The organism is Lyngbya sp. PCC 8106 (assembly GCF_000169095.1).
Classification (GTDB): domain Bacteria; phylum Cyanobacteriota; class Cyanobacteriia; order Cyanobacteriales; family Microcoleaceae; genus Capilliphycus.
Genome location: NZ_AAVU01000003.1, coordinates 17,200 through 41,424 on the forward strand (window position 1 = coordinate 17,200; position 24,225 = coordinate 41,424).

A 24,225-nucleotide genomic window follows, 5' to 3' on the forward strand; every position below is an offset into this window, starting at 1 on the left:
CTCTGATTGAGCTTTTGTTTGATGCCACGCCACCTCAAGCATGATATTCTGATCGTGCAGGATCGATATTCGACTCCTGCAAAACACTGATTTGCCCAGACCTGGGGTACTCTTTTAGATAAGCTTACATGATGTTTTCATCTCAATCCCCCCAAGAGAATGGACGCTCTCAAGAAGATATCGTCACACTCACTGATGAGCAAGGGCGATCACTCAACTGTTTGATTCAGTCCATTTTACCGCTTGAAGGTCAGGACTATCTGCTGCTCGTTCCGGTAGATGCTCCTGTCGAAATTTTACGTTGGCCGAGTGATGACGAAGACGATGAAACCCCGATCCCGGTTGAATCTGAAGCCGAACTTGATCAAATTTTACCCCTGGCCAAAGTTGTTTTAGAAGAGCAAAATCTAACACTTAAACGCACTGCTGTTACCTTCACGGTTGGTGGGGAATTGCCAGAGGTCGATCCAGATGATCTCGAAGACAATGACGAAGACTCAGGAGAGGGCGACTATGAGGAAATGATCGAGTTAGCCAGCTTCTATTGTGAAGAACAAGAATATGGAATTTATATGCCCGTTGAACCCTTTTTTATCTTGGCTCGTCAAAATGAACGGGGTGAACCTCAATTACTTTCAAGCGAAGAACTCCAGAGAATTGAGCCACTGTTACCTTTAATCGAAGATCAACTATTTGACGATCTCGATTAAACTCAGGCTCGATTAAACTCAGGAGAGTCAAAACAAAAAACCACAGACAACTGACGACGGATCAAAAGACCTATGGGACGGATTTCAAAAATTGCATTCTACCTGGTGATCCTACCAGCAACATGGATTTTTGTAGGTTGGCAGGGTTGGTCATGGTGGAGTTGGGTGAGTTCAGCACCCATCGATAGTGATAGCCTGGGTGAATCTACAGAGGACGAGACAGCGGTTCAAATGACAATTCCATCGGGAACTTCCAGTCAGCAGATTGGACGGGACTTGGAAGCGGCGGGTTTAATTCGTTCCTCAAATGCTTGGCGGTTATGGTCGCGTTGGTTGGTTTTTGCTGATCCTGAAGGTGAGTTTAAAGCCGGGACTTACCAATTCTCTCCGACTCAATCTCTGAGTACCGTCGCAGACAAGATCTGGAAGGGTGAGGTGATGCAGTTAAGCTTCACGATTCCAGAAGGATGGTCTATTAAACAAATGGCAGAATATTTTGAGGAGCAAGGTTATTTTTCTGCACAGGCTTTTATGGATGCGGCGTCACAGATTCCTTATGCTGATTATCCCTGGCTTCCTGAAGATTTACCCCTTCTCGAAGGTTTCTTGTATCCCGATACTTATCAAGTGGTTGCTGAACGGATTACCCCGGAGGTGATTATCCGTCAAATGCTAGACCGTTTTCAACAGGTGGCTTTGCCTGTCTATCAAGAAAATCGCAATTCAACCAATCTTTCACTCAATGAGTGGGTGGCACTGGCGAGTATTATTGAAAAAGAAGCTGTTATTGCCAGTGAACGAGGGATTATTTCGGGGGTGTTTCATAATCGTCTGAAACAAGGGATGCGGTTAGCGGCTGATCCGACGGTTGAGTATGCTTTGGGAATTCGCCAAACGGTTGATCAACCTCTGACTTTTAGGCAAGTGGAAACCCCTTCTCCCTACAATACTTATATGAATACGGGTTTACCTCCGACAGCGATTGCGAGTCCAGGTGTTGCGAGTTTAGAGGCGACTCTCAATCCGGAACCGACAGAATATCTCTATTTTATGGCTCGCTACGATGGAACGCATATTTTTAGCCGCACTGAAGCTGAACATCAAGCTGCGATCGCTGAAGTTGAACGTCAACTCTCGACTCAGTAGTTCAGTTGTTCAGGAGAGGGGGAGTTAGGGAGATCTTGTCTTTTGCCTTTTGACCAAGAAGAACTGAGGGCTTGTCCTGTGATAGCAAGATGGGGCTGCCGTAAATCCGCCGGAAATCTCGACCTATTCCTGTCAGTTAGAGGGACAGCTTTTGTTGTTCCCCGATGGGATTGGGTTAGGGATAAAGCCCACGTCATAAGTGTTTACACGTTGGCGTTGGGTAGTTTACTTCTGAGTGTCTCTCGATCTTGAAAGCACTCAGTAATATTTCCTTTGTATCTTCGGGGTTTAATCGTAGAACCCTAAAGGCACTCAGGAAACCCTTTGATATAAGTGACTCACCACAAGGTAGGATGGAACGATGAACACTGTGCGATGACCGATCGTTTATGACCCATGACCAATCTGCCGAACAGCTTCTGGAGTTGGCTTCATTAGCCGGTGCCGAGGCGGCTTCGGTTTTTCAGTCGCAATCTCAATCACAACCGATTTTTTTTGAAGCCAACCGACTCAAACAACTCGAAAGTATTCAAACTGGGGGGACAGCCTTACGACTTTGGCGAGATGGGCGTCCGGGTTTGGCTGTGGCTCATGGCCCTGTAGAGCCGGAAAAGTTGGTTGAACGAGCGATCGCTCTGAGTCGTCTCAATGAACCTGAAACCATTGAACTGACGGCAACTTCGATGAACAAACATTATCCCAATTTAGGCGAGACGGTTGGGGTGGAACAGCTGATTGAATGGGGGCGAGAGGCGATCGCTCTAGTTCGACAAGACTATCCTGACATTCTCTGTAGCGCTGAGTGGGACTGTGAAATTGAATCGACTCGTTTGGTGAATTCTCGGGGCTTGGATTCGGGGTATACGGATACGACGCTGAGTGGTTATCTCGAAACTGAATGGATACGCGGAGATGATTTCTTGAGTATCTCAGACGGTCAAACTCAGAGAGGTGTGCTTGATCCTGCGTTGATCGCTGAACGTATTTTAAAACGCTTGAATTGGGCCAAAGAAAATATTGCGCCGCCTGTGGGTCGGGTGCCGATTTTGTTCACAGGGAAAGCGGCGGATATGCTGTGGGGAACGGTGGCTGCGGCGTTGAATGGGAAACAGGTTTTAGAGGGCGCTTCTCCTTGGAGTGATCGCTTAAGGACGCCTGTGATTTCCTCGCTTTTGACGGTTTATCAGGCGCCTGATGAAGGGCCGTTTAGTTGTCCGTTTGATGATGAGGGAGTACAAACTCGCCCGATTGTTTTTATTGAAGATGGAATTTTGCAACTTTTTTATACGGATTTAACGACGGGTCGGGTTTTGGGAAGTGGTACGACTGGAAATGGGTTTAAAGCGGGTTTAAATAGTTACCCAACACCGGGTTTATTTAATTTGTTGATTCAACCCGGAAAGGGAACGTTGCAAGATTTAATTCAAAATCTAGATCAGGGATTAATTATTGATCAAATGTTGGGAGGGGGTGCAGGAATTAGTGGGGAATTTTCGATTAATGTGGATTTGGGCTATCGAATTGAACGGGGTGAAATTGTAGGCAGAGTTAAGAATACTATGGTTTCTGGAAATGTTTATACGGCTCTAAAACGGGTTGTTCAAGTCGGAGGGGATGCAGACTGGAATGGTTCTTTTTGTACACCGTCTCTAATTGTTGAAGGCTTATCTGTCACGGGAAGAAGTTTATTCTAATTCTCACAGATATTAACAGATATTAACAGATGCGAATTTGTTTTGTGGGTGATTCTTTTGTTAATGGTGTGGGTGATCCGAGTGGTTTAGGATGGACGGGTCGAGTTTGTGTTGAGGCTCATCAATACAAGGATGAAATTACTGTCTATAACTTAGGCATCCGACGAGAAACGAGTGCAGATATTCTCAAACGTTGGTCTGGGGAAGTGTCTTGTCGTTTAACTTCTGAATATGACAGCCGAGTGGTGTTTTCTTTTGGAGTTAATGATACGACGATTGAACAGGGAAAAACTCGCGTTTGTTGATCAGATTCTCTCAACAATACCCGTCAAATTTTAACAACAGCTTCATCTCATTTTCCGGTTTTAATGATTGGGCCTCCACCGATTGCGGATGTTGAACAAAATCAGAGAATTGGTGAATTATCTAAAAAAATGCAGTTGATTTGTGAGCAAGTTAATATTCCCTATCTTGATGTTTTTACGCCCTTAAAGTATTCTAAAGTTTGGAGGAGTGAAGTTGAAAACTATGATGGCGCACATCCCCGTGAAAAGGGCTATGCTAAATTCGCTGATTTAGTTAAAAGTTGGTCGGCTTGGCAAGCGTGGTTTAACTAAAATGATTTTTAAATAATTAGCGTTAAGGAAATTAGAGATGTTAGATTTTAATCAATTTGAAGCCTTGAGTTTTGACTGTTACGGAACTTTAATTGATTGGGAACATGGAATTACTTCCATTTTAGAAAAAATTGTTTCTGATCATCAGATAGACTGCGATGAACAACAATTATTAAAGTTTTTTTCTGAATATGAGCCAATTGCTCAAAGTGGAAAATATCAAAATTATAAAGATGTTTTGCGAGAAGTTGTCCAAAAAATTGGGGAACGGTTGGAGTTTGAACCCACAATTTCTGAATTAGAGAGTTTATGGAAGTCGATTGAAACTTGGAAAACTTTTTCTGATACCGTAGAAGCATTACAAGCGTTAAAGCAAAAGTATCGTTTGGTGATTATTTCTAATATTGATGATGATTTATTTGCTCAAACGGCTCAACAGTTACAGGTAGAATTTGATGACGTTATCACTGCTCAACAAGTCAAATCCTATAAACCTGCCCAGAGAAACTTTGAATTTGCCCTAGAAAAAATTGGACTTTCCCCAGATAAAGTGTTACACGTTGCTCAGAGTTTATATCACGATATTGCCCCAGCAAAACAGTTTGGTTTAACTACAGTTTGGGTGAACCGACAACAAGGAAAAGAAGGAACGGGCGCTACTCAACCCACCGCCGCCGAACCTGACTTAGAAGTTCCTGACTTGAAAACGTTGGTTTCTTTAATCAACTCCTAATTTTTTCTATTAGTTTTGTTCGCAACCAATGCCATCTTTATCGCGATCAAATCGATGAGGGTCTGGAGATAAAACTTTAAACCGACGGTAGGGAATATCTTTACAATCTAAGTCAGGAGGGCTGGGAGGAATACATATTTTTCCACCCTTTTCTCCTGTCGGATAGGAGGGATCACAGGCTTGGTGTTGTGCCATCGCAGGAGAGAAAAAGATCAGGAAAGCTATCAAAATTAGCAGTTTAATCATCTCTGTTTGAACTCAACTTTGGGAGATTTTACTCGGGAATAATCACCTCTTTTTTTCTCTCCTATTCTATCTGAAAATTGTTCGATTTTTTAACTAAAATATCTAAACAAACAGAATTTAAGATTAAGACTTCCAATTTTTTTCGGCTTGTTTCATTACATACTCAGAAACATCTTGAATTTCTTTGGGAGTTAAACGTTCTTTATAAGCGGGCATATTCCCTTTACCCTGAGTAACTAAGTAAGAAATCGCCTCAATCGTATCATATCCATTGCGATTTAATGCGTTTTTCTTGAGCGTTTTTCCCCATCTGACAATATTACCCCCTCCGGCATGACAACCCGCACATTGCTGGTTAAAAACCTTAGCACCATTTTGGGAGTTAGCCGCTTGAACTGGAGAAAGAAAAGTCAGCAAGCCTAAAGTAAAAATTAGGATAAAAGAGGTTGAGATTTTGTGGATTTTCATAGGACTATAAATCAAGAGTTTTAAACGATAAATTACCTGAAAGTTTATAGGATAACTCATTTAAGTCTAACAGTTTTCGCCATTCTCTGACAATATAAGGCGGAACGGGTAATTCAACAATTTGATCTTCGGCTAAAGGCAAGGCTAACTCTAAGGGAATGTCATTTTCGATCTGAAGCAAAAGATCGGATACATCATATTCTCCCACATTTCTAGGCAAAGATAAATCAACTACATCTTCAGCTTGCCAAGTTTTTCCGGTTGCTGTTGTGAGTTTTAAGGGTTGTCGATGTGCAAACTCTGTTAAACCGGGAAACCCCACCAGTCGCAAATGAATTTCATTAACTTGACCAAATTTTATCCGTTTAAATAATATCACTTGCCAAGATAAATCATGGCGATCGCGTAAGCTTTGTTTAGAACGATACATCACCTGATTTTCACTCTCAGGATAGCGATGAATAGAAGCCCAGGCGGGAGAAAAGGTCAGCAGTTGCAGCGACAAAAACAAGATCACAGCAAAGAATAGACGCCATTGATTCCAACTTTTCATTGCAGATTTTTGTTTAAGGGTTTAAATTAATAATACAAGGTGTTTATTCTTTTCGCACAGATTGTTTAGATACTGAAAATTTAGAGTCTCTAATTTGTTTAATCTCGAATGAAAATTATTGTAATTGGTAGTGGTTTGGGTGGAATAGCGACAGCAATTCGGTTACAAGCCCAAGGACATCAAGTAACTATTTTAGAGAAGCGTGATCAACCTGGTGGACGGGCTTATGTTTATCAACAGGATGGTTTTACCTTTGATGGTGGGCCAACAATTATTACTTCTCCCTATCTCATTCACGAGTTATTTCAACTAGCAGGAAAACAAACCGAAGACTATGTAACACTGGTTAAACTCAATCCTTTTTATAATGTGCGATTTCCCGATGGTTCTGTCTTTAACTATAACGATAATTCTGATGATTTAATCCAACAAATTCGCACCTTTAACCCTGAAGATGTTGCCGGATATCAGCGATTTTGTCAAGCGGCTAACCAAGTCTTCAAAAAAGGTCTACCGTTGATGACTCAACCCTTTACAAAGTTTGGAGATATGCTCAGGGTTGCACCGGATATGATTGAGTTACAATCCTATAAATCTGTTGCGGGATTTGTTAACCAGTATATCAAAGATGAACGCTTACGACAAGTGTTTAGTTTTCATCCGCTTTTAATTGGCGGAAACCCTTTTCAAAGTACCTCAATTTACGCGATGATTCACAAATTAGAACAAAAATTTGGGATTTGGTTTGCAATGGGAGGAACGGGGGCGTTAGTCTCAGGATTGATACAGATCTTTAAAGAAATTGGCGGTAAACTATTACTTAATTCAGAGGTTTCTGAAATTTTGATCTCGGATCAAACCCGTAAAGCAACAGGAGTTTTATTAAAAGCGGGGGATCTATTCGAGGCTGATACAATCGTCAGTAATGGTGATGTAGCGTGGACATACTTAAACTTAATTCAACCTCGTTTTCGTCGTAAATATACCGATGCTAAAATCAAACGAATGCGCTATTCTATTTCGTTATTTGTGTTATATTTCGGCACGAATCGACGCTATGAACAGATGGCACATCATGAAATTATTATGGGGCCAAGATACAAAGGATTAATGAATGATTTGTTTGACAAGAAGCATTTAGCTGATGATTTTTCCTTGTATTTGCATCGTCCAACGGCAACTGATCCAACGCTTGCCCCCTCTGGATGTGACAGTTGGTATGTGTTGTCTCCAGTTCCGAATTTAGATGCTAAAATAGAATGGAAAACCACAGCAAAATCTTACCGAGATAAAATTATTCAATTTCTAGAACACCATTATCTACCCGACTTATCCCAGCATATTGTTACAGAATATTACATTGATCCGATTCATTTTCAAGATACGCTAAACAGTTATAAAGGGAGTGCATTTTCCATTGAACCCACACTCATGCAGTCCGCTTGGTTTCGTCCTCACAACCAGAGTGAAGATCTCAAAAATCTCTATTTTGTCGGTGCTGGAACCCATCCCGGTGCAGGCATACCTGGAGTGATCAGTTCAGCTAAAATTGTTGCTGATATGATTGGAAAAGCATAACAATATCATCTTAAAAAGTTAATAGATTGTTAAAATGATGCTCAATATTCCTCAAACTCTCACTCAAGAACTCTCCCTAAAAACCTATCAAGTTGAAAACACACTAGAACTGTTTTCAGAAGGGGCAACCATTCCCTTTATTGCCCGTTATCGGAAAGAAAAAACAGGTTCTCTCGATGAAACTCAACTGCGGGATATTTCTGAACGGTTTAGCTATTTAACCGAACTTGAAGATCGCAAAAAATTCATCTTAGAAGCCATAGAAAATCAAGGGAAACTCACGGATGAACTTGAAGCCAAAATCACAACAACTTTACTCAAAAACGAACTCGAAGATCTTTATCTTCCCTACAAACCCAAACGCCGTACCCGCGCCACAACTGCTAAGGAAAAAGGATTAGAACCTCTCGCAGAATTCATCGCCTCTCTCAACCTTCCTAAAGCGCCTATTATTCCCCTCGAAAAAGCCGCATCAGATTATATTTCTGAAGAAAAAGGCGTTAAAACGGTAGAAGATGCGTTACAGGGTGCGTCTGATATTTTAGCTGAAATGGTTTCAGAAAAAGCTGAATATCGGGCTAATTTACGAGAATATTTTATGAACAAAGGGGTGTTTGTTTCGTCGGTGAAAGATGACTATCCCGAAGGTTCAACTAAATATGAGATGTATCGAACTTTTCGGGAAAAAGTAACAGAGATTAAATCTCATAATATATTAGCCCTATTTCGGGGAGAATCAGAAGGAATTCTCAAAGTTGATTTAGAATTTGATGAAGATTTTGTTCTCACTTACTTAGAAGCCCAAGAAATTAAAACTAAAACTTCAGAAGTGAGAAAATTTTATCAAGCCATGATTAAAGATGGATTTAATCGTTTGATGAAAACCTCTTTAATCAGTGAAGTTCGATCTAATCGTAAAGCTTACGCCGATATTGAATCGATTCAAACCTTTGAAGCCAATTTACGAGAGTTGCTGTTATCTTCTCCTGCGGGAATGAAACCAACCCTGGCGATTGATCCTGGATTTAGAACAGGATGTAAAGTGTCAGTTCTCTCAGAAACGGGTCAATTTTGTGAATATCAAACTATTTTTCCCTATCAATCTGCGAACCAACGTCAAGACGCCGCTAAGACGATTAAAACGTTAATTAAAAAGTATAAAATCGAATTAATTGCGATTGGAAATGGTACCGCCGGGCGAGAAACTGATGAATTTATTGGGGAAGTTTTAACACAAATTGATACTAAACCAATTAAAGTGATGGTGAATGAATCGGGCGCTTCGATTTATTCCGCGAGTGACGTGGCGCGACAAGAATTTCCTGAGTTAGATTTAACTGTGCGAGGGGCGATTAGTATTGGGCGACGTCTACAAGATCCCTTAGCGGAATTAGTCAAAATTGACCCGAAATCAATAGGAGTCGGACAGTATCAGCATGATGTTGACCAAAAGTTACTCAAGAAAAAACTTGATGAAACTGTCGAAAGTTGTGTGAACTATGTCGGCGTTGAACTCAATAGTGCATCCAAAGAACTGTTAACGTTTGTATCTGGAATTACCCCAACAATTGCTCAAAATATTATCATCTATCGTAACGAAAAAGGGGTATTTAAAAACAGAAAAGAATTGCTAAAAGTTGCAAAACTGGGGCCAAAAGCCTATCAACAAGCGGCGGGTTTTTTACGCATTCGAGAGGGTGCAAATCCTTTAGATAATACCGCAGTTCACCCCGAAAGTTATAAAGTTGTAGAAACGATGGCTTCAGATGTGGGTGTTTCTCTGAAGAATATTGCTCAAGTTGCAGAAAAGTTAAAATCAATTGACTTGAAAAAATATGTCACAGAAACCGTCGGAATTCCAACCTTAAAAGATATTATTCGGGAGTTAGAAAAACCGGGGCGTGACCCCAGGGCGGAGTTTAAATACGCAACCTTTAAAGAGGGAATTAAGGAGATTTCTGATCTCAAAGAAGGGATGGAGTTAGAAGGAATTGTTACGAATGTGGTTAATTTTGGGGCGTTTGTTGATATTGGAGTTCATCAGGATGGGTTAGTTCATATTTCCCAGTTAGCCGATCAATTTGTTGATGATCCCAATCAGTTTGTGAAAGTTGGACAAGTTGTAAAAGTGCGAGTATTAGAGGTGAAAGAGAAATTAAAGCGGATTGGTTTATCGATGAAATTGTAAGAAAATCGTAGGGTGTATCCGGTTTGTGAGTTTATTTGTTGAAAAATAAATCCGTAATCTGATACACCTGATCAGCTAGAGATGATGTATCATAATTTAATCCAACGTCTGTAAATTCACCTAAATATTCATCATTTCATCAAAGCTTTACAGCTATTATATCAAGACTTTACATAATTCTCTTGAAATTTTGCACGCAATTGATTAGCTTGGAAATAAGGCTAATTGTTTAACTCAAGGGAGTTTAAAATGAACTTTTTGCAAAGAGTGTTAACGGCAGCGGCGATTACACTCGTGATTATCATCGTTAGTTTTCAAGAATCTTCTGATCCGGTTTCTCAGCTATTGTATAGAAGTGAAATCAAGCTTGAGTCTGAAGTTAGCATCTTAGACAAATGTGACTTTTCTTCTTCCTATTCAACAGATTATCAAGCCCAGATTTGTCTAGGAAATAATGAGTTTTGATTCAAAGATTCTTCCCCTCTAGCTTTCTGTTTATCTTCTCGAACAGTGACTGAGGGTGCATCTCTTTAAATTTAAAATCTTTAAAATCAATAATTCAATAATATTATAGCAGTTTTTAGTCAGATATAAACACATAATTCTCTTTGAATTAACTCAACTTCTTGTTTCAAACCTCTGACATGAATTAGCCCTACATATCCAGCGAAACAAGAAATATCCTGATGATCAAAAATATAAACATGGTGAATACCCAATTTATTTTTAGTAAATTTGAGATATCCTGTTTGATCTTTAAGGTAAATGGTAACAATCTCTTGGTCAAGGCTGAATTGATCACTAAGTTTCATTTTATCTTCTGTAAAACCTGGAACCCGTTTTAATCGCTGAATGGCTTGTTGTCTAAAATTAGTTTGACTAAAAGATATATTTTTAGAGTTTTCTAGAATATGATTAACAATTAAACCTGTAACTTTATCACTATTCCAGTAGTAAGTATGGGCATTAATTGATCCTGCTGCTACTTGTGCGTAGTTAAGTATATTATTTTGATTATTAGTGGGTTTATTGTTGATAAATTCCGAAAACTGACGAATTGTGGCTTCAAACGGGTTAGCGTCTTCTTGAAGATATTCTTCGGTGAGAGACAGACTTGATAAACTGTCAGCATCTAAAACTGGATGAATAGGATAAGCAATAATATCAGACGCATGAATAATATTTAACCACCGGAGTTTTTGACTAGAATATTGTTGGGCTAACCGGTTCACCTGCTGCGGTTTAACCTCTAACATAATATTAAATAGAGAAATGGGAGAACCCATTGTTATGATGCTTTTGAGATTTACTTTTTGATGAGGTGCTGAATTTTGTCTCAAAATTTCTCGGATTTCAAAAGCCGGATCATCAGTTTGAAATTTATCTGAAAATAGGATATCCCATAAAATGACTGTTCCCAAAGAGTGAGTAATGATGTGTAACTCGGTTTCTTGAGGATTTTTATGAATAAAATCAATCAGTTGATCTGCGATAATTTTTCGGATTTTTGCCCCTCGTTCTGAACTTAAATAGGTAAAAGCATCACCCACAAACTGAGAAAAATATCCTTTTCTAAAGTCTTGATGTTTGAGGGGATTTTCTGCATTATCAATTTTATTCCAGATGATCTCTAGTTCTCGATAAACATTTCCCCAAAAACTAGAGTGAAATAGAGGAACTTTTTCTTGACGTTGACGAAACTCTCGTTGTAATAAGTCTTGCAATGAGTTTGCATATTGAGAATTTCGTTCAGCTACGCCATGAATAAAAAATATTAACATAATTAAAATTAACCGTTGAGCAAATTTTTGAATAAAAAAAGGGCTGTGAAGTTCACAACCCTGATGGTGTATCGCCAATTGTGGGCAATGTTGCTTAACCCTGAAGTGCTTCTGCACCCCCGACAACTTCCAAAATTTCTTGAGTAATAGCGGCTTGTCGAGCTTTGTTGTAGGATAACGTCAAGCTTTTCATCAACTCTCCGGCATTCTCACTAGCATTACTCATCGCCGTCATCCGGGCGGCTAACTCACTCGCTGTTGATTCTTGCCACGCCCGTAACAGTTGGTTGGTCAAATAAAGCGGTAACAAAGCATCCAGAATCTGCACTGGATCTTGTTCAAAAATCATATCACGAGGGATGATTGTTGGGGTAACTGCTACTTTTTCACGAGTAACATCGAGTTGCCCCCCGTTTGTTGTCAGTCGGAAGACTTCATCATCTTGAACTTCCAAGCCTTGAAAATTGAGGGGAAGAAGGGTTTGAACTACAGGTTTAGAACTAATCAACGACACAAACTTCGTGTAAATCAATTCTACCCGATCCACTTCTCCCGATAAAAATAAGGAGAGAACTTCTTCAGCCGCATCTGCAACTTTATCGCCAGCAGGGGTTTTTTCTGGGTTTTCAGCCGTTCTTTGAATCGGGACATTCCGGCGTTGAAAATACTGAATCGCTTTCCGTCCCACTAGGATATAAGTATAATCAACCCCTTCTGCGGTCAATTCTTGAGCGCGACTTTCCGCCCGTTTGATAATATTACTGTTGTAAGTACCGCACAAACCGCGATTACCAGAAATCACCAGTAATCCGACTTTTTTGACTTCCCGTTGTTCGAGTAGGGGAGAATCAATATTTTCAAATTTTAGACGGGATTGTAGGGCATAAAGAATCCCGGCTAATTTATCGGCAAAAGGACGGGTTGCTAAGACTTGTTCTTGAGCGCGACGAACTTTAGCAGAGGCAACTAAACGCATCGCCTCGGTAATTTTTTTTGTATTTTTGACTGAAGCAATGCGATCGCGAATCGCTTTTAAGTTTGACATAGTGGGGTCAGTTATCAGTTATTTGTTAACAGTGACCAGTGAAATTTGATCAAAGCTAAACGCCCGATTTCTCACTGGCCACAAAACCTGACTAGGCAGAAACGAGGAAGGTTTGCTTAAATTCGCTAATTCCTTCTTTGAGGAGATTTTCTGCTTCTTCAGTTAGGACTTTTTCGCTTTGGATGATTTCGCCATACTTGGGCTTGCTGTTTTTCAGGTAATCCCGCAATCCCGCAGCAAAAGCAACGACTTTTTCCACTGGAACTTCATCGAGATAACCGTTAATTCCCGTGTAAATAATCGCCACCTGTTCAAATAATTGCAGAGGCGAGTTTTGGGGTTGTTTGAGGAGTTCGCGTAGGCGTTCACCCCGAGACAACTGTTTACGGGTTGCTTCATCCAAGTCAGAAGCAAACTGAGAAAAGGCAGCCAACTCAGAATATTGAGCCAACTCTAGCTTAATCTTACCTGCAACCTTTTTAATGGCTTTAGTTTGAGCCGCAGAACCCACACGGGATACAGAAATCCCCGCGTTTACCGCCGGACGCAAACCGGAGTTGAACAAGTCAGCCGACAGGAAGATCTGACCATCCGTAATCGAAATAACGTTTGTGGGGATGTAAGCCGAAACGTCACTAGCTTGGGTTTCAATAATCGGTAGGGCTGTCATACTACCGCCACCCAGTTCATCATTCAACTTCGCCGCCCGTTCGAGCAGACGAGAGTGGAGATAGAATACGTCTCCGGGATAAGCTTCCCGACCAGGAGGACGACGCAGCAACAGCGACATTTGACGATAGGCTTGGGCTTGCTTGGACAAGTCATCGTAGATGACGAGAGTGTGCTTACCCTTGTACATGAAGTATTCGGCGATGCAAGCTCCGGCGTAGGGGGCTAAGTATTGTAATGTAGCCGGTTCACTGGCGCTAGCTGCCACGATTACGGTGTAGTCCATCGCGCCCTTCTCTGCCAGGGTTCCCGCAACTTGAGCCACTGTAGAAGCTTTTTGACCGATAGCAACGTAGACGCAAATCACATCTTCGCTCTTTTGATTGATGATCGTATCAATCGCGATCGCGGTTTTACCCGTTTGTCTGTCACCAATAATCAGTTCTCGCTGACCTCTACCAATCGGAATCATCGCATCAATCGCGGTAATTCCGGTTTGCATCGGTTCGCACACGGAGCGACGGTCAATAATTCCGGGAGCGGGAGATTCCAGCAGACGATCTTCTGAGGATTGGATTTCACCTTTACCATCAATGGGACGACCTAACGCATCCACAATCCGGCCAAGCATGGCATCACCAACCGGAATCTCAGCAATTCTTCCGGTTCCGGTTACGGAGGAGCCTTCCTCGATTTTATGGCCATCTCCCATCAATACTGCACCCACGTTGTCTTCTTCGAGGTTGAGGGCGATGCCGATTGTACCATCTTCGAACTCTAGCAGTTCTGAAGACATGGCTTTATCTAAGCCGTAGATACGAGCAATACCATCACCCACTTGCAGAACCGTACCAACGTTGGAGACTTTTACATCTTGGTCGTACTGTTTGATCTGCTGTTCAATGATGCTGCTAATTTCGTCGGGTCTGATTGATACCATAGTTCTCGTTATTTTAAGTGATCACTCATTGGGTAAACAGAGGGGTGAGTTCAGGGGATCTAGAGTTAATTTTTGACAAAATTGAATCGATCCTTAAATTGATCAATCTGATTTGTCACATTAACGGTTTACTCCTCAAATCAACCGATCTGTAAGATATATGTTGTTGATGGGTAGAAGCACGGACATTCAAAAATATCAACCTTCTGCGTTGTCGGTTAGAATTACCGTGTTCTGACTGTTTGGAGTTGAGTCTGTCTCCAGCGAGGCTGAGATCACAACTCACCTGACTGATGTTTTAAGCGTTCAGGCGAATACCGATCCGACGCAATTGCCCACGTAGACTGGCATCAATCACCTGAGATCCAACTTTGATAATCACACCCCCGATCAATGCAGGGTCGATTTGGGTTGTTATTTCGACATGATCTGCGCCGGTCATGCCTTTCACTTTCTCAGAAAGGTGGTTTCTTTGACCCTCATTCAACTCCACTGTTGAAGTCACTTCAGCCAACACCGTTTTATTGAGTTGACGCAGTAAAGCGAGATACTGCTTAACGATGGGTTCGAGAAAGGAAATCCGTCCTCGATCAACCAGTAACAGAGAAAAGTTTCGCAGATAAGGATTCATTTCCTCACGGAAAATTTGTCCAATTACTGCTTTTTTGTCATCCGGTTGGATGACAGGATTTGCCAAGAATTTTTTTAATTGTTCTGAATTTTCCATCAATTCCAACAAACTGCGGATGTTGTCTCCGATTTCGTTGGTGAGGTTATTCGACTTGGCAACTGACATTAAAGCCTGTGCGTAAGGCTCTACAATTTCTCCAACAATTGCACTCATTAATTACCTCACAATAACGCCAAACTGCGATCAATTAATTGTTCTTGAGCAGAATGGTCAAGTTGTTCTTTGAGTCGGGCTTCTGAGCGCTCTAGAGCCATTGCTACGGCTTGAGCGCGTAAACTCGCGATCGCCCGGTCTCGTTCTCCATCCATTTCTTGACTTGCGGCCGCTTTCATGCGTTCAACATCTTGAATCGCCTGAGCTTCGATCTGAGCTTTGAGTGCTTTGGCTCGTTCTTGGGCTTCGGCTCGAATGCGTTCGGCTTCAGCTTGAGCTTGAGTCAACTTTTGCTGTTGCTTGGCGAGAGTCTCTGCCGCTTGCTTTTGACGCTGCTCTGCATCTGTGATCGCCTGCTCGATATTGGCTCGTCTTTCACTCAGGATTTTGCCTAAAAAACCTCGTCCAAAGTAGATTAGAACTCCAATCAAAATGGCAAGGTTAATCAGGTTGCTGTCTAAAATATCGAAGTTGAATCCAAACTCGCCTTCAGAGGCTGCCTCTGTAGCTAGTAATACTACCGTCTCCATGATGTTCTTCTCTTAACTGCGCTGCTAACAGTTTGACCTAAAATTATTGGGGATTATCTCACCAATTCAGGCCCTAATAGCTTTTCTAGAATTTGCCGACTGAGTGGTTCAACCTGTTGCTCTAAAGTTTGTAAAGCTTGCTGCTTTTCGGTCTCTATTTCCTGAACAGCTTTCTCTCTTAGCTTTTGGGCTTCTTGTAGAGCTTCAGCCATTTTTTCTGATGCAATTTTGCGAGCATCAGCTTGAGCGGTGACAATCACGTTTTGAGATTGCTTGCGGGTTTCTGCCAGTTCTTGCTCGTATTGTTGAGCTAACTTTTCCGCTTTGTCTAACCGTTCTTGAGCTTGCAGTCTATTTTCTCGAATATACTCGGCACGCTCATCAATTGCTTTTCCGAGTGGCTTGTAAAAAATCGCGTTTAAAATGACTGCAAGGAGCAAAAATTGTACAGCCATCAGAGGCAAGGTCGCATTTAGATCAAACAGTCCTCCCTCTTTGGCAGTTTCTTCAACTGCGAATAGAATTGTCCAGTGCATCATTAGTTATTGTGTCTAGGGTTCCCATGCTGTCTGGTTTTAGAGTTTAGATTTCAGACTTTTCGGGTGAGGAATATCCCGGCTATCTAAAACCTAAACTCCAAACTTTTTACGCGAAGGGGTTAGCAAAAAGCAACACTAGAGAAACGACAAGACCGTAAATGGTCAAAGCTTCCATAAATGCCAAGCTCAATAGCAAAGTTCCGCGAATTTTACCTTCAGCTTCGGGTTGACGAGCAATCCCTTCTACAGCTTGACCTGCTGCATTTCCTTGACCAATACCAGGCCCAATTGCACCTAAACCTACAGCTAGAGCAGCAGCAATCACGGAAGCAGCAGCAATTAACGGATCCATAATGATTTCCTTATCTAAACGACGAAATTGACAATTCAAGACTACAAATCTACATCCTCGTTTTTAACTCTCAGCAGTATTTATCCCGGCTGAGAATTTTGAGGTCAACTCAGTTTTCGAGCTTAGTGATGTTCTTCACCATGCCCTTCTAGAGCTTCTCCAATATAGTTGGCTGCTAGAGTGGCAAAAATGAGAGCCTGAATGGAACCCAGGAATAAACCCAGTACCATCAATGGCAGGGGAACAAATAGAGGAACCAGAAATACCAATACCGCTACTACTAATTCATCCGCCAATACGTTACCGAACAGACGGAAGCTCAGAGAAAGAGGCTTGGTGAAATCTTCGATCACCCGGAACGGGGCAAGAAAGGGGACGGGCTTTGCATAATCAGCAAAGTAGCCGACAACGCCTTTTTTACTCATACCTGCGTAAAAATACGCGCCGGATGTCAACAGTGCCAAGGCTATCGTTGTATTGATGTCGCTTGTCGGAGCGGTAAGTTCTCCTGAGGGTAGCTCAATCAGCTTCCAAGGAACTAATGCCCCTGACCAGTTCGACACAAAGATGAACAAAAATAATGTACCAACAAACGGTACCCAGGGGCGATATTCTTTTTCCCCGATTTGGTCTTTAGCCAGGTTGCGAACAAATTCCAGGACAAATTCCATGAAATTCTGCATTCCACTGGGAATACGCTGAATGTTGGTTGTTGCTAAAATAGCTCCCAGCATTAGCACCGCTATGACAAACCAAGAGGTCAGGAAAATTTGTCCGTGAACCTTGAAATTGCCCAGTTCCCAGTAGAAGTGCTGACCCACTTCCAAACTCGCGAGGGGAAAACAGTTAATAGCGTTGAAAAATTCAAGCATTTGCATTCAAAAGGCTTCCCCATACTTGTACAGGCCCCAAGTCTGACTTTGCCTGAAGCTGACTAACTCTCAGGCATCAGTGCTGTTTTCAGCACATACAGAATGAGCGCAGCTTTGTACGTCAGAAATCCCAAAAATATGGGAAGGATCGACAAACTATTCCATTGAGTTGCAACAACGACGGGTCCAATGAATATAGCTAACCGAGCTTTGCTCAGACGTTGTTGCTGTCTACCCAGTTTCTCAACGTCTTTTGCTAACATTCTTAAGTAAACCACACTTCCAACCGCTCCTAATAAATAATTTAGAGCAATCTTGAGCGGATAAAAGCAGCAGACCGTTACAAAAATAACGCCTGTCAAAATCACCGTCACGATTAGCAAGTCCTGCTGGAGCTGATAATACTCCTGCATCGAGGCATCCGGTTCAGGATCTAGCACGCCTGAGTCGGAACTATTCTCTACGGGGGGTGTGGTTTCAACTATGGAGTCAGACAAGATCACAAAACTCACAAACTCAAACTTGGGTTATTGGCTGCGCTCTGCAAGCCAACACCGATAATACCATGTATCGGGAACAAAAAAGCCAAGATAGGCAAGAGGCAAGAACGAATAAAAAATAACGGATCAGGGAACAGGCATTTTAAGTGCATCTTCACCCGCGTGATGCGTCAAGCCCAATTGATCCGCGGGGCTGTTTGATTCGCCCTGGGGGTGGGTGAGGAACAGAAGGCTTTTACACAATGGACTCGATCTCAAATCTAAAAGCACATTCGCTTAACTGTTCACGGCTCACGGTCTACTGTTTGTACTCTACTGCTGCGGCAATTGATTTCTGAAGATATGAAACAACATCTTCCACTGCAACTTCTTGAGAAGTATGGGTCGCCCGTTCGACAATTTCCACTTTGCCAGATTTTAGCGATCGCCCGGTAACAATCCGATAAGGAATTCCGATCAAATCCGCATCTTTGAACTTAACTCCGGCTCGTTCATTACGATCATCAAGTAACGTTTCAATTCCGACTTGATTGAGTTGAGTATACAGGTTTTCTGCTGTTTCTAGCTGCTGAGTGTCGTTAATGTTAGGAATCGTAATAATAGCATGATAAGGTGCGATCGCCACCGGCCAAATAATCCCATCTTTATCATAGGATTGTTCAACGGCTGACTGCGCCAAACGCGACACCCCAACCCCATAACATCCCATCACTAACGGAATTTCTTCGCCTTTTTCATTGGTACAAGTCGCCCCCATCATTTGAGAATATTTTGTTCCGAGTTGAAAGATATGACCGACTTCAATCCCTCTTGCAGTTTCTAATATTTGATTAGGATCGTGAACGGCGCGATCTCCTGCTGTTGCGGTGCGGATATCAACAACAATTTTCGGCAACTCAAACTCTTTTTTCCAGTTCGCCCCAACCACGTGAAACCCAGATTCATTCGCCCCTGTAACAAAATTCTGCAACTCTACAGCCGTTTGATCAACCATCCGCAAAAACTTAGCATGAATCTGCTTACTTCCCGTTATATAATCATCCGATAAATCCGGCGCAATATAACCCAAAGGTAACGGTTTCGCCGCCCATTTTTGTTGTGCTTCTTCATCGGGAACCGTTAACGAAATGATTGCTTTTGCCTGATATTCCCCCGCTAACTTTGTTAACTCATTTTGCAACTTGACTTCATTCACATCTTGATCACCCCGAATATTGACTAATACTAACACCGTCATCCCATTATCAAAAACCGCCTGATAAAGAACATTTTTGACCAATTGTGTTGGTGAACATTTCAGGAAATTACACACCGTTTCGATTGTTGCTGTATTCGGTGTTTCTCGTTTTTCATAGGTTTTAAAAGTCGAAGGTTCGGCATCAGCAGGCAAAGAAACAGCCTTTTCTACATTCGCCGCATATTTGCCATCTTCGGTGTAGAGAACTTCATCTTCTCCCGCTTCAGCTAACACCATAAACTCTTGCGAACCCGATCCACCAATTGCCCCAGAATCTGCTTCTACAGCCCGAAATGCTAACCCTGAACGAGTTAATATATTACGATAAGCCCGATCCATATCTTTGTAAGTTGCTTTCAAACTCTCTTCATCAATATGGAACGAATAGCCATCTTTCATAATAAATTCTCGTCCCCGCATTAAGCCAAAACGAGGTCTAATTTCATCCCTGAATTTAGTTTGAATTTGATATAAATGCAGGGGAAGTTGTTGATAGGAACGGATCATTTCTTTAGCGATCGTTGTGATCACTTCTTCGTGAGTTGGCCCTAAGGCTAAATCTCGGTTACGGCGATCGCGTAAAGCAAACATAATCCCTTCGGCTTTAGTATAAGTATCCCATCGACCCGACTCTTGCCATAATTCCGCAGGTTGAACTTGAGGAAGCAGACATTCTTCGGCACCGGTGGCGTTCATTTCTTCGCGAACAATTTGCGAAACTTTTTGCAACACCCGCCACATCAAAGGAAGATAAGCATAAATTCCACTCCCAATGCGACGGATATAACCTGCACGAACCAACAGTTTATGACTGGGTATTTCTGCTTCGGCTGGATCTTCGCGTAACGTCACAAATAACATTTTAGAGAGTCGCATCGTTTCTGAGTTCCTGTAGAGAGCAATTTACTATTATCTCAGATTACTCCCAATGGGTGCATTTCGTGGAGTGCATTAGCTAATGGATGAGCTGTCTAGGTATAGATAGATGCAATCATACCAAATCTGGCTCAAATAGGAACTGAGTCAATGAGATCAGTGATCGATTTAGTGATTTGACCCATCTACTTGGTATTAAATAGCAAATATTAACAAGCTTTAGACCATGAAAAGTCAACAATCTATTACAGATAAAGAACCTTGGCTAGCTGTCAGCCTATCAACTGTCTTCCCAGGATTTGGTCAAATCTATGCAGGCAAAACCTCAAGGGGATTACTGCTAATTTTTATAACACTGATTTTGTTTGGATTGAATAAATGGTTGATTTTAAGTCCTACAGGGAGTGTTCGGCTTGGAACTCTGTTGGAACTTGGAGATTATCTACTTTATATTTTTAATTTATTTGATGCTTACCGTTGTACAAAAAAGGCTAACAGTCGTGAGTTTGAAAGACTCCGAAAGGATGGTAAAGATCCCTGGAAAGCCGTATTCCTTACCAGAATTGGCCCCGGCTTAGGTCACGTCTATGTAGCTCGAAACGGGCAAGAACAATGGGGGTTCGTTATTTTGTTCTTAATCTTAGTAAATGGGGCGGATGCTTTATATTCATCAGCAGAATTTTATCAGTATTTGCAGGTTGCTATCCGTTTGCTTGCCGTCTGTTTATTTTCCTATCATGCTTATCTTTCAACTCCAACTCATCGCGAAAAATATCGGCGTTTCATTTTGGGGATTTGCTTGACTTTGTTAGTTCTTGATTTGTGCAGTAATATTGTTAGATTTTCTTTGAGAGAATTTATTTTTGATACGCACTGCATAACACAATATGATCACAAGTCAGTGCCACCCGCACTCGAAATCCGTGATTGTGTCGTTGAAGAAAAAATTAGTTACCATTTTACTAATCCCAAACGAGGCGATATTGTTGTGTTCCGCACCACCGATGAAATGAACCAGAACAAGTGGAATTCGACAGATGTTTTGATTAAACGGATTATTGGATTACCCAATGAAAAAGTAGAAGTACGGGACGGCTTAGTTTACATCAATGACAAGCCTTTAAATGAGAACTATATTGCAGCCGAACCAGACGATCAATGGGGTTCAAAAGTAATTCCAGATGATACTTACCTTATTTTCGGAAACAATCGTTACCGTTCGGTAGGGGGCTATTCCTACGATCACCACATTTTAGTTCCTCGTGATAATATCATTGGTAAAGCAACAAAAATAAATTGGCCCCCTAAGAGGATGGGAATCATTAAGTAAGTAAGAGAACCAAGTGTTATTGTAGATCCTCCTTGTGTTTAAATTGGTTTTTAATTTAAGAGTTAAACTGGGGGGGTAAATACTTTTGATAATTCTAAGGATAATTCGGGAAAGCAAGACAAAGTAACAGTTTCATTCGGTAAAAATATTAGTTTCTGACGATAACTAAAAGATTGATTGTGTTTCTGATAGGGTTCACTGTAACATTCCAGTTGACGATCAATTAGGTTAAAAATCCAATACTCTTTTATATGATTTTCAGCATAAGCCATTAACTTGATTTCTTGATCGTACTCTAAAGACGAGTCGGATATCTCAATTAGCAGTAAAATATCCTCCTCTGTTGGATGAGAACTTAAATAATCATCTTCGCGATTTTTGAGAATGGTAAAATCAGGTTCAGGTTCGCTATTCTGTGATAAAATAATTGGAGATTGACATTGTAGAGTGGCTTGCTCTGTAATTAATTGACTCAGTTCCCGTAATAGTCTTCTTAAACAGGTTTCGTGTAATACTCCTTTCGCCGCCATCTTAAACAATTCTCCCCCAATAAGTTCGACCCGATCATCTTCGGTAAAAAAACCCAATTCGGTTAAGCGGTGATATTCTTCTATTGTAAAACGTTTGGGAGTTGCGATCGCCATAATTCTCAACAGACTCAGGAATTCTTTTGATTATAACAAAAAAGATGAGGATTGTATTAATACTTTTACCTCATCTCTTTTAATCCTAATGAAAATTACCAAATAAATGGAATTAGTCGCCGAGTTTTGAGTTTATATTCGAGGTATTCGGGATATTTTTCGCTCATGCTGAGGTCTTTTTGATTAATTCTTTGTAGATAAAGTGCCATAACTAACCCCGGTACAATATAAGCCCAAACTGAACCCGCAACCACGGCAAAACTGAAATATCTCATCAAATCTCCGAAGTAGTTAATATTGCGAGAAAGTCGCCAAATATTATCTTGAACCAAACCCGCCCCAAATTCTTTTGCGGTTAATTTCTGAACATCGGCACTGGCATTAATTAAACTGCCAAAAAAGAACAGAGGTAAAGCAATTCCAACGGTTAAAAATGAAATGGGTTCGGGATTAACAAAGGCAAAATAACCGGGAAGTGCGTAAATAAACCCAATAAATAACAGGGATAAAGTAAACCCAATGACTCCTACAGGTTCACTAAACAATACCTCTCGGCGTTTGGGATAAAACCATTGTTCAACCAACCACCAAACACAATAACCAATGTGCAAACAGAGATAAATTACCTGACGCATATCCTGAATGCCTAACAGCATCGCACACCCAATTAAAAAGAAAATTGTCACCACTTTAGCAACATTAATCGCGGTAAGCTGTGTGATTTTAAAAGATTGGTTCGCGGTATTTTCCATGATTATCGTCAATTAACGTCTTCTGATAATTTTAACTGGAGTTTAGACTCAACTTGAAAATTGTGCAGCATTACTCAACTCAACTTACATTTCTTGGTGGATATTACCCAGCCTACTAATGCTACCAGATGACCTGATCTCTTAATTTATCAATTGTTTTTGGCCCGACTCCTGGAACGCGCTGGAAGTCTTCTAAGGAGATGAAGGGTTGTTGTTGACGAGTTTGAATGATGCGTTGGGCGAGGGTTGGGCCAACTCCGGGTAAGGTTTATAATTCTTCTAAAGTGGCGGTATTTAAGTTAACTTTGTATCCCAAACTCCAACGGGGGGATTTTGATCCGGTTTCAATTTTTCCTTGACAAGCTTCTATATCTTGTTGAATTTTTGCTAAAATTCCCGTCGGAATTCCTAAGGTTGCAGTATCATAGAGTCGGTTGAATTATCGGTTAAAATGGGCGGCAACAGTGGGATTTTTAATTACAATTAAGGTTTCGTCGTTGTTGGTATTGGCGGGTCGTTCGCGAAGCGTGGTGTTAGCCGTAGCGATTTATAATTGCAGGTCGCTACAAATATCGTAGAAGCATATAACGGTTTTTCTAAATGGCTGTTCTTTGGCAAAGATGGACTGATTACTGACAATGACCCCTTAGAACAGGAAAAACGGCTTAAGTATTTGGATTGGGTTGCCAATTCTATAACTTTACGGGGATTATGTGGTTGATGCGCGATAATTTGCCTCAACCTTTGGAAACGGCAATGGCGATTCCTATCGAGTCTGAAACGCAATAATGGCAAGGGTTAGAGGAAGATGCAGCACGATTTTACCGTATCTCAGCTCAACGCCTAGTGCGTCTCCTCTTGACTGAGTTTTTTTTGTGTAAAAGCCGAGGTCATGCCCCGGCTTTTGGGGTCTGCGTCGTCTTGATTTAACAGCCTTCTGGCCCACAGAACTTGTGCGCGTAGAGTACCTCCGCGTCACAGATATAGGCGATGCCCGCATAATCGTTGAAAAACTGCACTGCGATCTTATCGGAAATCTCCAGAGCCATCTCCTGATTTTCGGTAAGCACCTCGAACTTTATATTCGAGGTAGTGTCGGAAACGCTAGGTTGTCCTGACGAGCGCATATTACGACTACCTTTACCGCCAGTTTCCAACACCGTATAACCGGTCGCCCCGGCTTCATCAATGATCTTGGCGATCTTTTTCAGCAGCAACTTCTCTGTGATGATAACGAGCTTTTTGGCTGGCTTGGCCATGTTGATTACCTCTCGACGTGTGTATTCAGTGAACTATATAGAAATTCAGGGAAACGGCAGCACTGGGCGCCTGGGCGCTAATTAGCCGCCGTGTTGGTTGCCAGGCTAGGGAAGCACCAGCA

General features: G+C 41.5%; 27 protein-coding genes and 1 pseudogene. 11 read left to right on the forward strand and 17 right to left on the reverse strand.

Annotated features, from left to right (window positions below; all coding sequences use genetic code 11):
* The first annotated feature begins 128 nt into the window (after positions 1 to 128).
* The 5 genes and pseudogenes from L8106_RS02470 (at position 129) to L8106_RS02495 (ending at position 4,900) form a co-directional block, all read left to right on the forward strand.
* Positions 129 to 710, forward strand: a complete 582-nt coding sequence (locus L8106_RS02470; RefSeq protein WP_009782592.1) for a DUF3727 domain-containing protein — start codon at positions 129 to 131, stop codon at positions 708 to 710.
* A 72-nt stretch (positions 711 to 782) separates the two neighbouring features.
* Entirely contained in the window at positions 783 to 1,856 is a 1,074-nt protein-coding gene (mltG, locus tag L8106_RS02475; protein ID WP_009782593.1) for an endolytic transglycosylase MltG, read from the forward strand.
* 389 nt (positions 1,857 to 2,245) lie between these two features.
* Entirely contained in the window at positions 2,246 to 3,550 is a 1,305-nt protein-coding gene (locus tag L8106_RS02485) for a TldD/PmbA family protein (RefSeq protein WP_009782594.1), read from the forward strand.
* 29 nt (positions 3,551 to 3,579) lie between these two features.
* Positions 3,580 to 4,167: pseudogene (locus L8106_RS34705) on the forward strand (GDSL-type esterase/lipase family protein).
* Positions 4,168 to 4,204: 37 nt separating this feature from the next.
* On the forward strand, positions 4,205 to 4,900 hold the full coding sequence (locus L8106_RS02495) for a haloacid dehalogenase type II (RefSeq protein WP_009782597.1): 696 nt from the start codon (positions 4,205 to 4,207) through the stop codon (positions 4,898 to 4,900).
* Between the two features lie 9 nt (positions 4,901 to 4,909).
* Here L8106_RS02495 and L8106_RS02500 read toward each other — a convergent pair whose 3' ends face one another.
* The 3 genes from L8106_RS02500 to L8106_RS02510 all read right to left on the reverse strand — a co-directional run bounded on the left by L8106_RS02500 (position 4,910) and on the right by L8106_RS02510 (position 6,167).
* Positions 4,910 to 5,146, reverse strand: a complete 237-nt coding sequence (locus L8106_RS02500; protein WP_009782598.1) for an excalibur calcium-binding domain-containing protein — start codon at positions 5,144 to 5,146, stop codon at positions 4,910 to 4,912.
* A 123-nt stretch (positions 5,147 to 5,269) separates the two neighbouring features.
* Positions 5,270 to 5,614, reverse strand: coding sequence for a cytochrome c6 PetJ (petJ, locus tag L8106_RS02505; protein ID WP_009782599.1), 345 nt, complete (start codon positions 5,612 to 5,614; stop codon positions 5,270 to 5,272).
* Between the two features lie 4 nt (positions 5,615 to 5,618).
* Positions 5,619 to 6,167 carry a DUF3122 domain-containing protein gene (locus L8106_RS02510; protein WP_009782600.1) on the reverse strand — a complete coding sequence of 183 codons (549 nt, stop codon included), beginning with the start codon at positions 6,165 to 6,167 and terminating at the stop codon, positions 5,619 to 5,621.
* 108 nt (positions 6,168 to 6,275) lie between these two features.
* On the opposite strand from L8106_RS02510, the gene L8106_RS02515 reads away from it, so the two are divergent.
* The 3 genes from L8106_RS02515 (at position 6,276) to L8106_RS02525 (ending at position 10,398) form a co-directional block, all read left to right on the forward strand.
* Positions 6,276 to 7,745 carry a phytoene desaturase gene (locus L8106_RS02515; RefSeq protein WP_009782601.1) on the forward strand — a complete coding sequence of 490 codons (1,470 nt, stop codon included), beginning with the start codon at positions 6,276 to 6,278 and terminating at the stop codon, positions 7,743 to 7,745.
* 37 nt (positions 7,746 to 7,782) lie between these two features.
* On the forward strand, positions 7,783 to 9,933 hold the full coding sequence (locus L8106_RS02520) for a Tex family protein (RefSeq protein ID WP_009782602.1): 2,151 nt from the start codon (positions 7,783 to 7,785) through the stop codon (positions 9,931 to 9,933).
* 249 nt (positions 9,934 to 10,182) lie between these two features.
* Entirely contained in the window at positions 10,183 to 10,398 is a 216-nt protein-coding gene (locus L8106_RS02525; protein WP_009782603.1) for a hypothetical protein, read from the forward strand.
* Positions 10,399 to 10,517: 119 nt separating this feature from the next.
* Here the strand turns inward: L8106_RS02525 and L8106_RS02530 are convergent, their stop codons facing one another.
* The 10 genes from L8106_RS02530 to proS all read right to left on the reverse strand — a co-directional run bounded on the left by L8106_RS02530 (position 10,518) and on the right by proS (position 20,118).
* Positions 10,518 to 11,714 carry a hypothetical protein gene (locus tag L8106_RS02530; protein WP_039895407.1) on the reverse strand — a complete coding sequence of 399 codons (1,197 nt, stop codon included), beginning with the start codon at positions 11,712 to 11,714 and terminating at the stop codon, positions 10,518 to 10,520.
* Between the two features lie 94 nt (positions 11,715 to 11,808).
* A complete protein-coding gene (locus tag L8106_RS02535; protein WP_009782605.1) occupies positions 11,809 to 12,759 on the reverse strand; it encodes a F0F1 ATP synthase subunit gamma in 951 nt (316 codons plus the stop codon).
* Between the two features lie 91 nt (positions 12,760 to 12,850).
* On the reverse strand, positions 12,851 to 14,368 hold the full coding sequence (atpA, locus tag L8106_RS02540) for a F0F1 ATP synthase subunit alpha (protein WP_009782606.1): 1,518 nt from the start codon (positions 14,366 to 14,368) through the stop codon (positions 12,851 to 12,853).
* Between the two features lie 298 nt (positions 14,369 to 14,666).
* Entirely contained in the window at positions 14,667 to 15,212 is a 546-nt protein-coding gene (gene atpH / locus L8106_RS02545) for an ATP synthase F1 subunit delta (RefSeq protein ID WP_009782607.1), read from the reverse strand.
* A gap of 8 nt (positions 15,213 to 15,220) precedes the next feature.
* Positions 15,221 to 15,742: a F0F1 ATP synthase subunit B gene (locus L8106_RS02550; RefSeq protein WP_009782608.1), complete on the reverse strand. Its 522-nt coding sequence runs from the start codon at positions 15,740 to 15,742 to the stop codon at positions 15,221 to 15,223.
* Positions 15,743 to 15,795: 53 nt separating this feature from the next.
* Positions 15,796 to 16,281 (reverse strand): F0F1 ATP synthase subunit B', encoded by a 486-nt coding sequence (locus tag L8106_RS02555; protein ID WP_039895361.1) that lies wholly within the window; start codon positions 16,279 to 16,281, stop codon positions 15,796 to 15,798.
* A gap of 106 nt (positions 16,282 to 16,387) precedes the next feature.
* Positions 16,388 to 16,633, reverse strand: a complete 246-nt coding sequence (atpE, locus tag L8106_RS02560; RefSeq protein ID WP_009782610.1) for an ATP synthase F0 subunit C — start codon at positions 16,631 to 16,633, stop codon at positions 16,388 to 16,390.
* A 122-nt stretch (positions 16,634 to 16,755) separates the two neighbouring features.
* Entirely contained in the window at positions 16,756 to 17,511 is a 756-nt protein-coding gene (gene atpB / locus L8106_RS02565) for a F0F1 ATP synthase subunit A (protein ID WP_009782611.1), read from the reverse strand.
* Between the two features lie 56 nt (positions 17,512 to 17,567).
* Positions 17,568 to 17,918, reverse strand: coding sequence for an ATP synthase subunit I (locus tag L8106_RS02570; RefSeq protein WP_009782612.1), 351 nt, complete (start codon positions 17,916 to 17,918; stop codon positions 17,568 to 17,570).
* Between the two features lie 385 nt (positions 17,919 to 18,303).
* Positions 18,304 to 20,118, reverse strand: a complete 1,815-nt coding sequence (gene proS / locus L8106_RS02575; protein ID WP_009782613.1) for a proline--tRNA ligase — start codon at positions 20,116 to 20,118, stop codon at positions 18,304 to 18,306.
* 226 nt (positions 20,119 to 20,344) lie between these two features.
* Here proS and lepB point away from each other — a divergent pair, with 226 nt between their 5' ends.
* Positions 20,345 to 21,448: a signal peptidase I gene (gene lepB, locus L8106_RS02580; RefSeq protein WP_009782614.1), complete on the forward strand. Its 1,104-nt coding sequence runs from the start codon at positions 20,345 to 20,347 to the stop codon at positions 21,446 to 21,448.
* A gap of 62 nt (positions 21,449 to 21,510) precedes the next feature.
* Here the strand turns inward: lepB and L8106_RS02585 are convergent, their stop codons facing one another.
* The 3 genes from L8106_RS02585 to L8106_RS30290 form a co-directional block, all read right to left on the reverse strand.
* Entirely contained in the window at positions 21,511 to 22,092 is a 582-nt protein-coding gene (locus L8106_RS02585) for a Uma2 family endonuclease (RefSeq protein WP_009782615.1), read from the reverse strand.
* 95 nt (positions 22,093 to 22,187) lie between these two features.
* The gene (locus tag L8106_RS02590; RefSeq protein ID WP_009782616.1) at positions 22,188 to 22,844 is read right to left on the reverse strand and encodes a DUF1295 domain-containing protein; all 657 of its coding nucleotides are present in this window, start codon (positions 22,842 to 22,844) and stop codon (positions 22,188 to 22,190) included.
* Between the two features lie 121 nt (positions 22,845 to 22,965).
* On the reverse strand, positions 22,966 to 23,076 hold the full coding sequence (locus tag L8106_RS30290) for a helix-hairpin-helix domain-containing protein (protein ID WP_083798363.1): 111 nt from the start codon (positions 23,074 to 23,076) through the stop codon (positions 22,966 to 22,968).
* Between L8106_RS30290 and L8106_RS34135 the strand changes: the two genes are divergently transcribed.
* On the forward strand, positions 23,072 to 23,203 hold the full coding sequence (locus L8106_RS34135) for a hypothetical protein (RefSeq protein WP_009782617.1): 132 nt from the start codon (positions 23,072 to 23,074) through the stop codon (positions 23,201 to 23,203). The two genes, L8106_RS30290 and L8106_RS34135, sit on opposite strands and share 5 nt — an antisense overlap.
* A 194-nt stretch (positions 23,204 to 23,397) precedes the next feature.
* Positions 23,398 to 23,565, forward strand: coding sequence for a Tn3 family transposase (locus L8106_RS30295; protein WP_083798359.1), 168 nt, complete (start codon positions 23,398 to 23,400; stop codon positions 23,563 to 23,565).
* A 205-nt stretch (positions 23,566 to 23,770) separates the two neighbouring features.
* Here the strand turns inward: L8106_RS30295 and L8106_RS02595 are convergent, their stop codons facing one another.
* The gene (locus L8106_RS02595) at positions 23,771 to 24,103 is read right to left on the reverse strand and encodes a P-II family nitrogen regulator (RefSeq protein ID WP_009782619.1); all 333 of its coding nucleotides are present in this window, start codon (positions 24,101 to 24,103) and stop codon (positions 23,771 to 23,773) included.
* Positions 24,104 to 24,225: the final 122 nt, after the last annotated feature.

What these genes read in the sequence shown, in the direction of transcription:
- L8106_RS02470 (WP_009782592.1), top strand. Translation starts at nt 129, where the DNA reads ATGATGTTTTCATCTCAATCCCCCCAAGAGAATGGACGCTCTCAAGAA.
- mltG (WP_009782593.1), top strand. Translation starts at nt 783, where the DNA reads ATGGGACGGATTTCAAAAATTGCATTCTACCTGGTGATCCTACCAGCA.
- L8106_RS02485 (WP_009782594.1), top strand. Translation starts at nt 2,246, where the DNA reads ATGACCCATGACCAATCTGCCGAACAGCTTCTGGAGTTGGCTTCATTA.
- L8106_RS02495 (WP_009782597.1), top strand. Translation starts at nt 4,205, where the DNA reads ATGTTAGATTTTAATCAATTTGAAGCCTTGAGTTTTGACTGTTACGGA.
- L8106_RS02500 (WP_009782598.1), bottom strand. Translation starts at nt 5,146, where the DNA reads ATGATTAAACTGCTAATTTTGATAGCTTTCCTGATCTTTTTCTCTCCT.
- petJ (WP_009782599.1), bottom strand. Translation starts at nt 5,614, where the DNA reads ATGAAAATCCACAAAATCTCAACCTCTTTTATCCTAATTTTTACTTTA.
- L8106_RS02510 (WP_009782600.1), bottom strand. Translation starts at nt 6,167, where the DNA reads ATGAAAAGTTGGAATCAATGGCGTCTATTCTTTGCTGTGATCTTGTTT.
- L8106_RS02515 (WP_009782601.1), top strand. Translation starts at nt 6,276, where the DNA reads ATGAAAATTATTGTAATTGGTAGTGGTTTGGGTGGAATAGCGACAGCA.
- L8106_RS02520 (WP_009782602.1), top strand. Translation starts at nt 7,783, where the DNA reads ATGCTCAATATTCCTCAAACTCTCACTCAAGAACTCTCCCTAAAAACC.
- L8106_RS02525 (WP_009782603.1), top strand. Translation starts at nt 10,183, where the DNA reads ATGAACTTTTTGCAAAGAGTGTTAACGGCAGCGGCGATTACACTCGTG.
- L8106_RS02530 (WP_039895407.1), bottom strand. Translation starts at nt 11,714, where the DNA reads ATGTTAATATTTTTTATTCATGGCGTAGCTGAACGAAATTCTCAATAT.
- L8106_RS02535 (WP_009782605.1), bottom strand. Translation starts at nt 12,759, where the DNA reads ATGTCAAACTTAAAAGCGATTCGCGATCGCATTGCTTCAGTCAAAAAT.
- atpA (WP_009782606.1), bottom strand. Translation starts at nt 14,368, where the DNA reads ATGGTATCAATCAGACCCGACGAAATTAGCAGCATCATTGAACAGCAG.
- atpH (WP_009782607.1), bottom strand. Translation starts at nt 15,212, where the DNA reads ATGAGTGCAATTGTTGGAGAAATTGTAGAGCCTTACGCACAGGCTTTA.
- L8106_RS02550 (WP_009782608.1), bottom strand. Translation starts at nt 15,742, where the DNA reads ATGGAGACGGTAGTATTACTAGCTACAGAGGCAGCCTCTGAAGGCGAG.
- L8106_RS02555 (WP_039895361.1), bottom strand. Translation starts at nt 16,281, where the DNA reads ATGATGCACTGGACAATTCTATTCGCAGTTGAAGAAACTGCCAAAGAG.
- atpE (WP_009782610.1), bottom strand. Translation starts at nt 16,633, where the DNA reads ATGGATCCGTTAATTGCTGCTGCTTCCGTGATTGCTGCTGCTCTAGCT.
- atpB (WP_009782611.1), bottom strand. Translation starts at nt 17,511, where the DNA reads ATGCAAATGCTTGAATTTTTCAACGCTATTAACTGTTTTCCCCTCGCG.
- L8106_RS02570 (WP_009782612.1), bottom strand. Translation starts at nt 17,918, where the DNA reads ATGCAGGAGTATTATCAGCTCCAGCAGGACTTGCTAATCGTGACGGTG.
- proS (WP_009782613.1), bottom strand. Translation starts at nt 20,118, where the DNA reads ATGCGACTCTCTAAAATGTTATTTGTGACGTTACGCGAAGATCCAGCC.
- lepB (WP_009782614.1), top strand. Translation starts at nt 20,345, where the DNA reads ATGAAAAGTCAACAATCTATTACAGATAAAGAACCTTGGCTAGCTGTC.
- L8106_RS02585 (WP_009782615.1), bottom strand. Translation starts at nt 22,092, where the DNA reads ATGGCGATCGCAACTCCCAAACGTTTTACAATAGAAGAATATCACCGC.
- L8106_RS02590 (WP_009782616.1), bottom strand. Translation starts at nt 22,844, where the DNA reads ATGGAAAATACCGCGAACCAATCTTTTAAAATCACACAGCTTACCGCG.
- L8106_RS34135 (WP_009782617.1), top strand. Translation starts at nt 23,072, where the DNA reads ATGATGCGTTGGGCGAGGGTTGGGCCAACTCCGGGTAAGGTTTATAAT.
- L8106_RS02595 (WP_009782619.1), bottom strand. Translation starts at nt 24,103, where the DNA reads ATGGCCAAGCCAGCCAAAAAGCTCGTTATCATCACAGAGAAGTTGCTG.